The 15,544-nt window shown below is 37.0% G+C and carries 16 protein-coding genes; 4 read left to right on the forward strand and 12 right to left on the reverse strand.

All coding sequences use genetic code 11. From position 1 onward, the window contains the following. Positions 1-40: 40 nt before the first annotated feature. The 6 genes from AA0017_RS11270 to AA0017_RS11295 form a co-directional block, all read right to left on the reverse strand. Complete coding sequence (locus AA0017_RS11270; protein WP_413382062.1) at positions 41-715, reverse strand: hypothetical protein; 675 nt, start codon at positions 713-715, stop codon at positions 41-43. A 2-nt stretch (positions 716-717) separates the two neighbouring features. Beyond that, positions 718-1,638 (reverse strand): ketopantoate reductase family protein, encoded by a 921-nt coding sequence (locus AA0017_RS11275; protein WP_413382065.1) that lies wholly within the window; start codon positions 1,636-1,638, stop codon positions 718-720. Positions 1,639-1,731: 93 nt separating this feature from the next. Next, entirely contained in the window at positions 1,732-2,271 is a 540-nt protein-coding gene (locus tag AA0017_RS11280) for a hypothetical protein (RefSeq protein WP_413382068.1), read from the reverse strand. Positions 2,272-2,292: 21 nt separating this feature from the next. Continuing rightward, positions 2,293-2,847: a hypothetical protein gene (locus AA0017_RS11285; protein WP_413382071.1), complete on the reverse strand. Its 555-nt coding sequence runs from the start codon at positions 2,845-2,847 to the stop codon at positions 2,293-2,295. A 65-nt stretch (positions 2,848-2,912) separates the two neighbouring features. Next, the gene (locus AA0017_RS11290; RefSeq protein ID WP_413382074.1) at positions 2,913-3,551 is read right to left on the reverse strand and encodes a hypothetical protein; all 639 of its coding nucleotides are present in this window, start codon (positions 3,549-3,551) and stop codon (positions 2,913-2,915) included. Continuing rightward, positions 3,548-3,877, reverse strand: a complete 330-nt coding sequence (locus AA0017_RS11295; RefSeq protein ID WP_413382077.1) for a PadR family transcriptional regulator — start codon at positions 3,875-3,877, stop codon at positions 3,548-3,550. The genes AA0017_RS11290 and AA0017_RS11295 overlap by 4 nt, the downstream gene beginning before the upstream one ends. A 214-nt stretch (positions 3,878-4,091) precedes the next feature. On the opposite strand from AA0017_RS11295, the gene AA0017_RS11300 reads away from it, so the two are divergent. Together AA0017_RS11300 and yunB are read left to right on the forward strand one after the other, a co-directional pair. Then, entirely contained in the window at positions 4,092-5,069 is a 978-nt protein-coding gene (locus tag AA0017_RS11300) for a Rieske 2Fe-2S domain-containing protein (RefSeq protein WP_413382080.1), read from the forward strand. Between the two features lie 180 nt (positions 5,070-5,249). Continuing rightward, positions 5,250-6,065 (forward strand): sporulation protein YunB, encoded by an 816-nt coding sequence (gene yunB, locus AA0017_RS11305; RefSeq protein WP_413382083.1) that lies wholly within the window; start codon positions 5,250-5,252, stop codon positions 6,063-6,065. Positions 6,066-6,366: 301 nt separating this feature from the next. Here yunB and AA0017_RS11310 read toward each other — a convergent pair whose 3' ends face one another. The 3 genes from AA0017_RS11310 to AA0017_RS11320 all read right to left on the reverse strand — a co-directional run bounded on the left by AA0017_RS11310 (position 6,367) and on the right by AA0017_RS11320 (position 10,438). After that, positions 6,367-7,368: a phosphotransferase family protein gene (locus AA0017_RS11310; RefSeq protein WP_413382086.1), complete on the reverse strand. Its 1,002-nt coding sequence runs from the start codon at positions 7,366-7,368 to the stop codon at positions 6,367-6,369. A gap of 343 nt (positions 7,369-7,711) precedes the next feature. After that, the gene (locus AA0017_RS11315) at positions 7,712-10,045 is read right to left on the reverse strand and encodes a heavy metal translocating P-type ATPase (protein ID WP_413382089.1); all 2,334 of its coding nucleotides are present in this window, start codon (positions 10,043-10,045) and stop codon (positions 7,712-7,714) included. Next, complete coding sequence (locus AA0017_RS11320) at positions 10,046-10,438, reverse strand: ArsR/SmtB family transcription factor (RefSeq protein WP_413382092.1); 393 nt, start codon at positions 10,436-10,438, stop codon at positions 10,046-10,048. 200 nt (positions 10,439-10,638) lie between these two features. Here AA0017_RS11320 and AA0017_RS11325 point away from each other — a divergent pair, with 200 nt between their 5' ends. After that, positions 10,639-11,226, forward strand: coding sequence for a TetR/AcrR family transcriptional regulator (locus AA0017_RS11325; protein WP_413382096.1), 588 nt, complete (start codon positions 10,639-10,641; stop codon positions 11,224-11,226). A 16-nt stretch (positions 11,227-11,242) separates the two neighbouring features. After that, positions 11,243-12,634, forward strand: a complete 1,392-nt coding sequence (locus AA0017_RS11330) for an MATE family efflux transporter (protein ID WP_413382099.1) — start codon at positions 11,243-11,245, stop codon at positions 12,632-12,634. A gap of 148 nt (positions 12,635-12,782) precedes the next feature. Here AA0017_RS11330 and AA0017_RS11335 read toward each other — a convergent pair whose 3' ends face one another. From AA0017_RS11335 to AA0017_RS11345, 3 genes are read right to left on the reverse strand one after another with little or no spacing between them, the layout of a single operon-like run. Next, positions 12,783-14,633, reverse strand: a complete 1,851-nt coding sequence (locus tag AA0017_RS11335) for a hypothetical protein (RefSeq protein ID WP_413382102.1) — start codon at positions 14,631-14,633, stop codon at positions 12,783-12,785. Beyond that, positions 14,623-14,949, reverse strand: a complete 327-nt coding sequence (locus tag AA0017_RS11340) for a hypothetical protein (protein ID WP_413382105.1) — start codon at positions 14,947-14,949, stop codon at positions 14,623-14,625. Before AA0017_RS11340 ends, AA0017_RS11335 begins: the two co-directional genes overlap by 11 nt. Continuing rightward, positions 14,906-15,490: an RNA polymerase sigma factor gene (locus AA0017_RS11345; protein ID WP_413382108.1), complete on the reverse strand. Its 585-nt coding sequence runs from the start codon at positions 15,488-15,490 to the stop codon at positions 14,906-14,908. Before AA0017_RS11345 ends, AA0017_RS11340 begins: the two co-directional genes overlap by 44 nt. Positions 15,491-15,544: the final 54 nt, after the last annotated feature.

Below are 15,544 nucleotides of genomic sequence, written 5' to 3' on the forward strand. Positions count from 1 at the left end.
GCAGCCATTGCTTAATAATCCAATTAGCATCGTGCTGTTTTCAGTTGCTGCTGCTAAAAACAGTTGCAAAACAATTTGCTCCATTCTGTTCAGGGTATCGATTGATAAATTTGAGTAAGTGAGGATACTCTTTTTTGACGAATTCTTTTTTCTCTACCTGTAAACTCGTCCATATATCTTCATAGTTCACAAACAACGTTGCATATCCTTTTAAAAAGAAGGCTTTCTGCTCCCAAGATAATTGATTCCAATTATGATGATTAATTGCCGCAACCCTCTTGCCTTCATAACTAAATAAGAAAAACTCTTCAATTATTTGTAAGAGCCGACTTTTTATTTCTCCGTCAAGCTTATTAAAATAATAGTCAATAAGCTGCTCATCCCAAACTAACCCTCTCCCTAAACGATGCTGCTCCAATAAAACCTTCACCTGCTGTTTAACTGGCCAAGTTAAAAATAGCTCATTTGGCACAATAGCGACAACGCTCGATTCCTTTTTCACCTGCCAAAGAAATAAACTATTTATTACATTCATCGTATTAAGTCTAGCATCATTTGCAAATTCTTTTCTTGTCATAATTAAAGTATCTTTTACTAAATACTGCATGGCTTCGGTTTCATTTATAAAATAAAACAAATCAAATGCTGGTACAAAAAGTCTATCCCACCTCGTTAAGGTTTGCTCATCCATATGAAGTTCTCGAAAGATATTCATATCTATCCCTTAGTTTTCTCGAACGGTTTAATCATGGCTAAAATTGTCTCTGTATATGGAAGCTGTAACCCCTTGTCTTTTGCTAACCGAAGGGCTCCACCGTGTAAATGATCGACTTCTAGTGCCAAACCTTTTCGCCTATCTTGATGCATGGATGAAGTCGTTTCTTCATTTAAAAGACGAAACTTCTCAACTGCTTCCTCAACATGAACATCACTTAGATAGACGCCGTATTCATTTGCTAATTGTTTTAATTCTTTTAAAAGACTTTTAGCGATATTAAATGTTTCTACTTGTTCGCGAATTGGACCAATCGGTAGATTTGTTGCTGTAGTTATTCCTGAAAAAGAAGAAATAAACATATACTTTTCCCACATTTTAAAGGAAATATCATCACTTAACACATTATGAAAGTTTGCTGCTTCCATAATGACATGAAGTTGCTGGCAAAATTCATTTTGTGAAGGGTGAAGTGGTCCAAATATCAAATCATGGAATTCACTTGAATGAACAACATGACCCTCACCATTCAAAGTAGCTATTATAAAGGATAATCCTCCTAAAACAACCTCTTCACCTAGCTCTTTTTGTAAAATAGAAATATGCTCAATCCCATTTAACAGAGGGAGCACTTTCGCTCCTTTTTCCACAAACGTTTTTAATGGCTCAAGTGCCCCTTGTAAGTGCTGACCCTTAACAGCTAATATGACTAAATCAACATGAGCAACTTCCGCTGGATTATGAATAACTTGTGGCTCCAAGCTTTGATAGTCTCCTGTTGGACTGCTTACTTTTAGACCATATTCTTTTATTTGGGCCGCCCGTTTCTCTCTCACTAAATATGTAACGCTTTCCCCAATCTCTTCTAATCGACTTCCAAAATAAACACCAAGTGCACCGGCACCGATTATGACGATATTCATTTAAACGGCCTCCTCCAACAATCTCTTCTAATCTATTACTATTTTATCGGAAGGTTAAGATGATGGCAATTGGACGACATTAGCTAAAAAAACCTATTTCCATTCTAATTTATCATAAAGACTAAGACTAATTCCTGTTATCCACTTTTGATTATGAATAAAGGCTAACTCCAACCCATTATCGTGATCAACATATCCATATATATAAATAGCCTGTTCACGATCCTTAAAATCATAATAACTCTTTCCATAGAAATTGGTTATCTCGTCGATTGAATCTCCAATCTTTAAACCTGATAGTACTTTCGAGACTCTATTATTCTCTAACATTAAAATGGATAAGACTTCCCCTGATTCTCTTTCAACAGCTAACATTAAATCTTCATTCCAGTATTGATCATAGTTTCTATATTCCGAAAAATAGGTATTGTCTGGGTGTACTTTGTATGGGCTTTCTATATCCTTATTCAAATCTTGAAAATCCTCCCCCACTGTAAGTTCATCGATTTTTTCATGCTCTAATGGAGTTGATTCAACATTTTCTCTGTTACGTTTTGACTCTTCATACGAACATGCTGTCATACTTATCAACATAAATAGCATTAACCTAATCAAAATAATTTTAACTCTCATTTTAGTGCCTCTCCCTTCATCTTAATAAACCGAAAACCAAATCATATATATTGTCTCCTCATCTATTGTCCAAAGCGTCAGTTGATAGTTATTTTCCCTGTCTACATAGACAATCGCCTGGCCTAATCCCATTTCACGATATGTATAGTACCGATCGCCGTAGAGAGATTTTGCTTTTTCAACTGTATCTCCAATCATAAGACCAAATATTGTCTCCAATTGAGTACGACTGGATGATATCGAGGAAATGAGATTTTCTGCATCAACGCTAACATATAACGAATGGAAATCATAAGCGATTCCACCTGTCTGTTCCCTTTTTACATATGAACCTAAGCGTTCAAAATCTTTCTCCATTAAGGGTTTCCCTAATCGAAGTCCAGCTATCGCCTCTTCAGACAATGGAGTCGAGGATACAAAATGATGATTTATCGAATAAAACCACCACCCTGCAAAAATCAAAAGAAGAAAGAGCGGGATTGACAGCAACGTAATTCCCAAAAATTTTGCTTGTTTGTAAACAATGAATCCACTAACTGGAATCAAAATCATAAATGTGAGTAGAACAACCATCATCGTAAAAAACCTCCCGTTTATTATACCTAGTTATTCTATGTATATTTGTAAAAATAGAAGGAGATCTAAATCCCCTTTAAGTAACCTATTTTAAAACTAACTTTACTTAATGGATAAAATAATAAGGTAACAATCACACAACTTATTATAAATGGTGGAGTAATAAGTGCATGAAACCAACTTTGAATCGCTTCTGCAAATAGCACACAAAACATTAGAATGAGATTAGGTACTATCGCCAGTTGAATGACCTGTTCGATTTGCTTTTTCCCTTTTATACCACTTAGTTTCCCAATCCAAAAACTAACAATTAGCCATAAGGAACCATAAGAAACTAAAAGAAACCACTTCATATGAACAAGAGCATACCAAATAGATTCAATTGGAGTGAACGGTTGATAATGATAAAGAATACTCAATACAAAGCCCGAAAATAATAGAAGATAATTCCCCCATATTATTTTTCTTTTGAGTGTGTTTAGATTCATAGACCCTTTTTGATAGCAGGCTGCAATGTCCTTCACTTGACCAAGTTCCTCGATGGAACGTTTAACGGCCTCATCCTCATCTATGCCTTGATACATGAATTCACGACTTTTCTCATTTAAAATCGATTGATATTCTTTTATGATCTCTCGTGTATTACAAACAGAAGTTAATTCTTTTTCAAGATCACTTAAGTATTCTTGCAGCAACTTGTTCATTTTGAAGTTCCTAAAACCTGATTGATCATTTTCACAAACAAGTTCCATTCCTTTGTTTTCGATTCAAGTAACTCTTGTCCCTCCGCTGTTATGCGATAATATTTTCTGGCCGGTCCTTTTTCTTGCTCTTTCCAATAAGATTCGATAAAGCCCTTGTCTTCAAGCTTATGCAACCCTGGATACAAGGTTCCTTCTTTAACTTCTAGAGCATTTTCACTACGCTTCTTCATTTCTTTAACGATTTGATAACCATACATATCACCTGTTGAAAGCAACTGTAAAACGAGTAATGATGTGCTCCCTTTTACTAACTCACGATCAAACAAACTCATCACCTACCTAGAATTATGAGGTATATTTAGATTACCAATTTATGCTTATTAGTGCAAGGGATAAAATTTTAAGAACCTGAAATATACGAACGTTTTTATAAAAAAATAACATTTCATTCGCTTTCAAGATTGACTTTTTGCTGTTACACTCCTAAAATGGGCATAGATATTGAAAATTGTCGAATGAACAACTAGGAGGAAATTTCAGATGCCGGTACAAGATCGAGTATTAAGAAATGAATGGATTGCCGTTTATCGGGCGATTGATTTAAAAGATGAACCAGTTCAAGTGACGGTTATGGGGGAAAGAATAGTCATTTTCCGCAATGGAGAAGGCGTTCAAGCATTTAAAGACTTATGTGTTCATCGTGGAGCTGCCCTCTCTTTGGGCTGTGTACGCGATGGAAATTTAGTTTGCCCATACCATGGCTGGGAGTACGCTTCAAACGGTGATTGTGTCAAAATCCCTCAGCTCCCTGAAGGAAGAGCGATTCCTAAAAAAGCAAAAATCACCAAATATTCCTGTACAGAGCAATATGGTTTTGTTTGGATTAACTTAGAAGGAACTACTCCACACTTTTTTCCTTTTCCAGAAATAGAGGATCATCAATTCCAAAACGTGATTTGGGGTCCGATGCTCACATTAGCGAACCCACCACGAATCGTCGAAAACTTTTTAGATGTTGGTCATCTTGCCTTTGTACATGAAGGCTTTCTTGGAGATTCTGCCTTCCCAACTATCGGTGATTATAAAATGCATGAAGAAGATGGGCGAATTTACTCTGACGAAATTGCCATTTACCAACCTGACCCTGATGGATCTGGAGTGGCGAAACATGTTTATTATACGTATGAAATTCTAAACCCACTTACCGTAAAATTCACCAAAAGAGACCCGGATTTAGGGCATATTTTCTCAATGGTTTTAACCGTCCAGCCCGTGGCAGAGCAAAAATCGATCGCTTTTGGTATGATGTCCGTTAATTATGACACTGGTCAGACTGAAGAAGAAATGGTTGAGTTCCAGAATTTAATCTTCACACAAGATAAACCCATTGTTGAAAATCAAAAACCAGAAGATCTCCCCCTCGATTTACAAACAGAACTTTCTTTAGTTTGTGACCGAGTTAGCATCGCCTATCGTCAATATTTAAAGAAAAAAGGCGTCGTGCTTGGAACCGCTTGATTTTAAAGAAAATAAAGATTCAACAGCCATCCAAACCCAAAAGCTGGATGGTTGCTTTTTATAGATTTCTCCTTTTTTCACACAACAACTCCAACTATTTATGGGCAAGTCATCGCTTGTTTTTGCATAAGCATAAATAAAGACAGTTACAACAACGAACTTTCCTATGAGGAGGAGCTTATGTTTAAACTTCCTAAAAAAAAGTATTATTTAAATAACAATAAAAACCAGACTGAATTAACATTCCGTCAACGGATTTTTATTTCTTTTATTCTTTTTATTGGCTTAACTTTTTTAGGCTTTTATATCGTTGAGGCTCAAATTAGGCCGACCATTATTGATATTGCTAGAATGGAGACACAGAAAATTGGTACTAGTGTGATTGAATATGCCGTACGTCAAGCTAATAATGAAGTATCTATACAAGACAGCTTTAAATATGAAATGGATGAAAACGGAAATCTTGCTTATTATTATTTTGATACACCTATTTATAGAGAAATGCTTACCTCCTTAATTGCTAATTCACAAACTTATATCCATTTATTAGAAAGTGGGTCTCTACCAGGTGTCGAAACGATTCCTAGAGATACACATGATTCCGTCCCAGAAATTGGGCTCCTTTATTCGATTCCATTAGGTCAAGCAACAGGGAATAGTTTGTTAGCAAACCTCGGACCTAAAGTCCCAATTCAGTTAACAGCTATCTCTGATATCGATGTTCAACTAAATCGTGAAGTGACTCATACAGGGATTAACAATACTTATCTCCAATTAGCGATAGACTTTGAAGTGAATGCTCAAATTATTATTCCATTTTCAACAATAAAAGATCCTGTAAAAACAACAATTCCATTAGTAGCAGCCTTTATCCCAGGTGACGTTCCTCAATTCTACAGTGGCAATTCTGACGGGCTTATGCCATCATTGCCATTACCAATTGAAGAAGACTTAGAAGAAGCAGAAACATCACCTCCTTCAAATAGCAATAATTAATGGGGAAAGCGGCCGATTTAGGCTGCTTTTTGCTGTGGCTAGTTAGCGTGTTTTGCTCTGTAATAATTTGGGCGGCACTGTTTCGTTGGCAAATTGGACAAACTCATTAGCTCCTCGTGTCATTTTGTCATATAACTCTTTGTTTTGGGACAAAATCTTTGCCTCTTTTCCCTTTTTGTCCTATAACTCTCGGTTCTTGGACAAATTCATTGCCTCCCCTCCCTTTTTGTCCTATAACTCTCGGTTCTTGGGTTAATTGAAATCGTTTTTACCACCTTAGATAACACCTATTCTTGTGTACTCATAAATCCTCCACGAACATAACATACGGTTGGACCCATTCAGAAAAGGATAGACTATCATCCCATGTCACCGCACCAATTGCTTTGAAGCAACCCCAATCTAATACACGTTGATGGAGCATGTGAACCGTAAGCCTTTTTTTCATTTGCTCCGTATCCTTCTGAATGAGTTGTACATAACTATTAAACAATTCATGCACTAAAGATTGTTTTCCTTTTTCAATATAGTATAAGAACATTTTCACTAAATCATTAGAGCCATCAGCAAAATAAGCATTCGTAAAATCAAAAATCCCACTAACCTTCCACTGGCCGCTTATTTTATCCATAACAAAGTTCCCAACTTTAAAATCTCCCATTACAAATTCAGCTACTTTTAAGGAGTCAAAGACTGGCTTCGCTTGTTCGATTAAGTCCAAAGCGAATTGTTCATCCAGCTCTGTAATCGTTGAATATTTTTTGGCATCACCTAACCAATAAAGGATTCGTTCTTTCAGCCATTGAAAATAAGAGGATTCAAATGGATGTACTTCTCCAGCTAATGGTTTATACTCACCAAAAATGGGGGTTTTCCATTGATGCATTTCAGCTAAAACTTTGGCGATTTCTCTGACTATTTGGCTCTCTTCGGCTTCTGATAAATGTTTTTGATTATCATTTAAATGAGTGCCTTTTTTTCTTGGCATCAACACGTATGACCAGCCTGTTAAATCTTCTTCAAAATCAATTATGTATGGGGTCGGCAAAGCCAACATTGTTTTCTTGGCTAGATTCTCAATATAAAAACGCTCTTCCTCAAACTGACCGGGAAATAATGGGTTACCTTTTAGTACGAACTCACCTTTTGTAGATTGGATAAACATCGTTTGCCCCATCGCTCCATTGCTCGTTCTTTTAGCTGAGACCAACTTTCCTAAGTGAAATCGGTAAAGCATTTGTTCGATAATGGCCTCATTTAATTCACCTAATTTATTGGAACCAAAGATGATTTTAGTTGTCATAGCGACCTCCTTCTCTTGTCAAAAAATTTGTTCATACAAAATGCTCTTGAGAACAAAGCCTTCATATCTTATTTTATCATTTACTCAAATCATTTAAATGAATTTTCAAACATTTTATTTGAGGACTTATTTTTGATCGTACACCTAACAAAAAAGCCATCCATCAGGTATTCCAACCATCAGGACGACTTCTTATCATTACTCGATTGTAAACGTTTCTGTTATGTTAATACTCTTTTGATCCTTCTAGTGTGCCATACGATAAATCTGTTGAAAAGCTATTCTCATACATTTGAAATAACCCTCACTATGCCTCCTGCTATCTATCAACGATGCGGGCTGCTTATTCGTCGTCATCTTTCATTTTCATTAATCTCATGCCGTTTAACGTAACGAGTAAAGTCGCCCCAACATCAGCTAATATCGCCATCCATAACGTTAACCACTCTGGAATGACTAATAATAAAGCAATCGCCTTAATGCTCAGAGCAAAAATAATATTTTGTTTAATAATCGTCAAAGCTCTTCTGCTCACTTTTATCGTAAAGGGAAGCTTCTTCAAATCATCACTCATAAGAGCTAAATCAGCGGTTTCCAAGGCTGTATCGGTACCAGCTCCACCCATCGCAATGCCGACACTTGATGCAGCAAGAGCGGGTGCATCATTTACCCCGTCTCCCACCATCGCAACATGTTCATATTTATGACGTAAGTCTTTGATGACATTTAGCTTATCTTCTGGTAAAAGTTCAGCACGAACCGCTTTAACACCTACTTGTTTCGCAACTGCTTCGGCCGTTCGTTGATTGTCACCTGTCAGCATAACCGTCTCACTGATTCCCAATTTCTCTAACTGTTTGAGTGCGTTTTGACTAATCGACCGAACTTCATCAGCAATGCCGACGACCGCTAACACTCGTTCCCTTGTACCAATTAAAATAGCTGTTTTTCCTTCTACTTGCATCTTTTCAATATCGTTTATGACTTGGTTATTTATCGTAGAACTTACTGTTTCCTCTAATAGTGAGAGGTTTCCGATTAAATACTCCGTAGAATCAATCGTCCCTTTTAATCCTTTACCCGTGATTGAACTAAAGTTAGTTATGTCTATTTCCTCAAAGAAAATCTTTTCACGCTCTGCTCTCTCTAAAATAGCTGACGCGAGCGGGTGTAATGATTTACTTTCTAATACAGCTATTTTTGCAAATAATTGCTTTTGCTCAACTGCCCGATCATAGACGATATAATCGGTTACTTTTGGTTTCCCTTTTGTTAAAGTTCCCGTTTTATCAAAGGCGATCGCTTTAAGCGCTCCTGCTGCTTCTAAATAGACACCGCCTTTCACTAACACTCCATGCTTAGCCAAATTGCCAATTGCCGTCACAATCGCAACTGGAGTCGAGATAACTAAAGCACACGGGCAACCGACTACTAAAACAGCTAACCCAAGATAAATCCAATCTTCCCAACCTTGCCCAAAAAAGGTTGGCGGGATGGTCGCTACTAATGCGGCTAGAACGATAATCGCTGGTGTATAATATTTGGCGAATTTATCAACAAAGGCTTGTGATGGGGCTCTTTCTGCTTGAGCCTCTTCAACAAGGTGAATAATTTTAGCAATCGTTGTGTCATTTACATGTTTAGTAACTTCGACTTCAAGAAAACCTTCTTCATTTAACGTTCCCGCAAACACTTCATCTTTTACTGATTTTTCTACTGGGATTGATTCCCCTGTAATCGTTGCTTCGTTAATCGATGATTGCCCTAAAACGACCATACCATCCATCGCTAACTTTTGTCCTGGTTTCACAATCATAATATCGCCAATTTCGATATCTTTGACATTGACAAGCTGTTCAATGCCGTCTCGACGAATCAAAGCTTCCTTAGGGGCTATGTTCATTAATGAACGTATCGACTGCCTTGCTTTATCCATTGAAAAACGTTCTAATGCTTCACTTATCGCAAATAAAATGACCACTATTGATCCCTCAACCCATTCTCCGATAATCGCAGCACCGATTACCGCAATCGTCATTAACGTTTTCATATCAAAACGAAGCCGAATTAAATTCTTAAAACCTGTGATAAAAAGGGAGTATCCACCAATAACAATTGCCGAAATAAATACAAGGACTGTGATCAAACTTTTCTCACCTAGGGCAAACTGTAACGCTAATCCGAGCAAAACGAACAAAGCAGAAAAAATCACATGTAAATTCCCTTGCCAGATTGGCTTTTTTTCCACTTCCACTTCCGCTTGACCTTCTTTTTCATTTACCACTTTAATGTGATCGAACGCTCCTGCTTTTTCAATTTCTGGAACAGTTGCACTTCCAAAAACGGTTATTTTAGATGCACCGAAGTTCACTTTCGCCTCTTGTACTCCTGGAATCTCTTTTACATTTTGCTCAAAAGTGGCGGCACAACTAGCACATGATAATCCTGTTACACGGTAGACTTCTTTATCTGTCACGACTTTAATTTTATCAAATGCCCCTGCCTTTTCAATGTCAGCAATGGTAGCCTTCCCTTCAACCGTCACTTTTGAAGCGATAAAATTCACTTGGACGTTTGTTACTCCATCAATTTCCTTTATATTTTGCTCAAAAGTAGCGGCACAATTGGAACATGATAACCCTGTTACTCGAAAGACTTCTTTTTCTATCGCTCCCATTTAATCACGCCCTTTACCTTCCTCAGAGTGAATCAATGCGGTCACGACTAATTCTTTTATATGATTATCATCAATCGCATAAAAGACCAATTTACCTTCTTTACGACTTTTTGTAATTCCTAAATTTTTTAACAATCGTAAATGATGGGACGTTGTGGCGGTTGTTGCTCCAATAATATTAGCGACATCACAGACACATAATTCATCTTCCTGTGTAAGAGCGTACGTTATTTTTAATCTAGTCGGGTCAGATAACGCTTTAAAAATGGCCGCTACTGGACTTAGTTCGACTTGTTTCATTTTATTTGAGACGGTTTCTACCTTCTCTTCATCAAAACAAAACACCTCACACATATCTTCATTTAATCTATTTTGGCCTTTTGTCACTGCCATCTCTTCACCTCATTCAAACATTCATTTGATTATTATTCTATGTATCTATTTTCCATTTGTCAATAATCAAACACCCATTTGATTGTTTTTTAATAAAAATTTTATTTGGAAAGGACGTTGCATTTGGAGATTTAATTTGCTAGAATGGCTTGACGAACGATCGTCAGTTTATTAGTTTTTTAGATTGAAAGGAGCTTATCATGAGCTACGATGCCATCAAAGAGTCTGCCTTAGCTCTATTTGCCGAACATGGTTATGAAGGAACATCACTTGCCCAAATCGCTGAATCGGTCGGGATCAAAAAACAATCGATTTATTCGCATTTTAAAAGCAAGGATGATTTGTTTCTTCAATTATTAAATGAAACATTTGAGATTGAATTAATACGTGTCACCAATTATTTACAGGAGCATTTTGAAAAGCCATTGCATGATTGTTTATTTAAATCGTTACAAAGCTATATCGAACGCTATAACAATGACAGTCGGATGAAATTTTTTTTACGAATTTCTTTTTTTCCACCTGCCCATATATACGCTCAAGTAATGGATGCTCTTTATGAATATATTGACCAAGTAGATGCCCTTTATTTAGAACGCTTTAAACATGCGATTGAATTAAAAGAAATGAACGAGCAAGCCGAAATAGCGACAATGGCTTTTTCCGCTTTAATTGATTCGATTTGTGTGGAGCTTGTTTACGGGGGAACGAAACGAACAGAAAAGAAATTACAAGCAGCTTGGATTGTTTTTTGGAATGGAGTAACAGCTTCCAAAAATAACAGCTAGAAGTGAGGGATGTACGATGTATCATGCAGAAACGTATGAAGAAAAGTTTATGCTTTTCTTAACGATTCTTTGGCCAATCATGGTTACTCAGTTAAGTTTGCATGCAATGACTTTAATCGATACGATGATGAGTGGCCGTGTTGGAACAAATGATTTAGCCGGTGTTGCTATCGGCTCAAGTATTTGGTTGCCTGTTTTCACAGGAATAAATGGGATTTTACTCGCCGTTACACCGATTGTAGCCCAATACATGGGAAGTGGCGAGAAAAATAAAATCAGCTTTACAGTTACACAATTTATGTATTTATCGCTCATTCTCGCCATCCTCGTCCTTATCGTTGGGGCTCTTTTTTTGGACCCGCTTCTTACGATGATGGCATTAGATCCGGAAGTTCATCATATTGCTTTTCATTATTTGATTGGACTCGGGACCGGAATCATTCCATTATTTATGTTTAATGTCGTGCGGAACTTTTTTGATGCTCAAGGGTTTACGCGAATAACGATGTTTATTATCGTTATTGCAGTACCTTTTAATGCGCTATTAAATTATGGTTTTATTTTTGGGAATTTCGGCTTACCTGCTTTAGGTGGAATTGGAGCGGGTTATGCAACTGGATTAACCTTTTGGATCATCTTCATTTTAAGTGTCGTCATGACATTTAAAATTAGTCCAATGCGTCCATATAAGATTTTTGTCAATTGGTTTAGACCGTCATTAAAAGCATGGAAGGAACAACTTTCAATTGGGGTACCGATTGGATTATCGATTTTTTTCGAAGCAAGTATCTTTGCAATTATGACGTTATTAATTGGGATGATGTTCTCAACGATCACAATTGCCGCGAACCAAATTGCCCTAAACTTTACTTCGCTTATTTTTATGATTCCATTAAGCATTTCCATGGCCTTAACGATTGTCGTTGGATATTCGGTCGGTGGTAAACAAATGAAAGCAGCGAAACAGTATACGTATTTAGGTGTGATTGGCGGGGTTGGAATTTTAGCCGTTGCTTCGGTTTTCTTGTTCTTCTTTAGGGAACAAATTGCTGGCATTTATTCAACCGAAAGAGAAGTCATTGTTCTCGCAGCTCAATTTTTTATTATCGCGATTTTTTATCAACTATCTGATGCTCTTCAATCAGGTCTACAAGGAGTATTACGTGGTTATAAAGATGTAAAAGTTCCGTTTATGATCGCCTTTACTTCCTACTGGATTATCGGAATTCCAGTCGGGTATTCCCTTGCTGCGTTTACCGCACTCGGACCAAAAGGCTTCTGGGTTGGGATAACGATCGGTTTAACATGTGCGGCTATTGGCTTCTTCACCCGTTTAGTCTTTGTCCAGCGACGAACGATTGAACAATTTGAAACAGAAGCTAAAGCCAAAGGACAAATAGGAGCTTAGATGAATTTTGACGACTCCAGTGAATTGGGAGCCTCCTCACGACAATGTGTTACTGCGGGGGCTCCCTTCTTTCACTGTTTCCACAAAAACGATTTGCTCCAATTTGAATTGATTTCCTTATATAGCTTCTTAAATCCCCCTCACAATTTCACTCAAAAACATACTCCTGCTGCAAATGTTGAATAAATGTTTGTAAAGCCGGCTCTTCTATTGTTTCCATCCAATTCTCTAGTTCATTTTTTTCACCTGCAAATAAGAATTCCAGTTTCTCAACGATCGTATTTAACTCGATTTGATTTTCAGATAAATCGTTAATCATCACACCCCAGTTCACTGGTTGATAGCCACTAGCTCTAACAAGGTATCGGTTAGCTAACTCGACAACTTCATCGATATTTGCTCCAAGATAGAGCTCTAATGCTAATAATAAACCGACATCAACATGGGTGCGGTCTCCATCCATCACTTCATACATCACCGCAAGTGCTTCATCATATTTTCCATTAACTAATAAATACTGTGCATGTTCTGTCAGCATATATGAATCCAACTCGCCTCCATTATGCACTTTAAACCTCTCATTTATTTCTTCATACAACTCCCAGTTCTGTTCAGAATAATAATGCCCTAATAACAAAGGTAAATATTCATCATCTGAGAATTTTCTAGTTAACTCCTCCATATAAAAATAGGAACGATCCATTTCATCAAATGCCACAAGAGTTTTAATCAGCATGTTCAAACTATAAAAATCTTCGGTCTGCTCGTATTGCTGCTCATAAAGGCGATATGCTTGAGCGATTTCACCTTCAAGTAATAATCGATCAGCTTCCGTTAATTCACGCTCCTGTAAATAAAAGAAACCGGCCGTGTTTGTATTGACTCCGAGTCCACCACTCGTTGAAATCCTTCGATTATGCTGATCGTAGGCATCAACTGACCAAAGCAGGCGCTGATTCGGATTCGCTAAACCAAGCAACGATTGAGTTTCAATGTCCTTATCCACTTCAAAAGGTAGATCATGATAACGGACGATTTCTCGTTCTTCAATCGGATTAAATACAATGCCCAACTGATAAGAATATAATTCTTCAACTGGAATTAAGGCTTTGTTATCGACAAAGCGCTCCATCCGACCTGACAACAATGAGCCATTATCCGTTTGATAACCGAATGATAATTGATAATAGGCTGCTCCTTCCACCTCTTCCCATTCAAACAAAACTTCTTGATCGGTTATGACGACATCATTTATTGGATGTTGCAAATCAATTAAAGGAGTTAAAACGACATCATACTCAACCGAATGACTATCTGTTACGGTAATCCAATCATCAGCATCAACTGCCCAAGTCCAACCATCTAAATGTTCAAATCGAAACCCAATAAATAATTGATAATTTCCTTCCTCTACTCCCTTAAATACAAATTCACCCTTTTCATTTGTTCTCATTGGTTTTTCAGAATGACTAACACTCTGATTTACCATTGATTGTTCCCTTAGATACACTTCTATGTTTTCTAGTGCTTGACCGTCTGAACGAATAAGGCGCCCAGATACCGTTGTTGCTCCTTCCGCTTTATCGAACTCCTCTTCGTCCGCGTAATATGAAGCAAGCTCTTTTGTTGCCTGCACCCATTCAGACCCGATGTTTCCTTTCTTCACATATTGTTCTAAAATCCTTTCCATTTCGCTTTGACTAAAATAAAAAGGAGAGTCATTTGAATAACTAAAGCTCGGGCCAATCATCACATCATAATTATTTTCAAAAAAACGTGCTAAAATATAGTCATCAATGAGGCTCCTTTTCTGGGTTTTAGTAATGGAGCTTTCAAGCAGCTCAACTAATTGTTCTGAACCAACTTCAGCTCCAGTTGATACAGCTCGCTCAAATTGGAATAATTTCACCTGAGGAATTATAACGAAAGCAACAATTGGAATTAATGCAAGTACAAATAAAGAAAAGGCTACATGTTTTATTTTCACTTTAATTTTCATTTAGTGAGCCTATCCTTTCTAATTGTTCCTTTGTATAATAATTTTCACCTATTTTTTGAAATGTACTTCCCTCTATATTTTCAAAACTTTCCTGCTTATAGAAAAGGTCTTGTGCAAATACAGCCCCTACAAATACAAGCGCCACAGCCATTACCATAACTAAAGAGATCTCAATCTCCTTATTCATAAAGGAGGCCAATCTATTTTCCCATGACTTCGGATGTGTTCGGGCTGTTACAGCTTGATAACTCGTAAAGCGGATTGTGTCCATTTCATGATCCATTTGTTTTCTTAATTGCTTTTTCTCGTCCATCATCCCAAAATTCCTCCTTTAATAACATCTCTTTTAAAAGGGCTCTTCCTCTTTTGAGTCTAGCTTTTATCGTATTTTCATTCGTTTGAATTAGCTCGGCAATCTGAGCTATTTTTAATTCATTAAAATAATATAGAACAATAACTTCTCGATATTTGATGCCAAGCTTTCCGATTTCGGCTGTTAGTTGTTGATTTTGAGCATCCTGTAATAAACTTTCTTCCGGATACTCTGATATATGTGTCGATTTCATTTGTTTGATTTGTTCAAAGAAATAAGCCACATTATTAAATCTTGACTTTCGGAAATGGGAGCGACAGTTATTATAGACAATTGAGACGAGCCAGCTTTTTAATTTAGTTGAATCTTGTAACTGATCAATTTTTTCATAGGCGCTAACAAAAGTGTCTTGAACCACTTCTTCAGCTACTTGCCTATCTTTAACAAACAAATAGGCGGTTCGTAATAAATAATCGCCATATTCAATCATGAGCTCTTTTAATGCAGCCTCTTCTTTATCTCTCAATCGATTGATTAGCTTCAAATCGTTCTCCCCTCCTTTTTTGAGCTCTACTTTATAGAAGCATTTTTCTTAAAA

Origin of the sequence: Alkalihalobacillus phoenicis (assembly GCF_047302405.1) — a bacterium.
Lineage (GTDB): Bacteria > Bacillota > Bacilli > Bacillales > Bacillaceae_D > Alkalihalobacillus.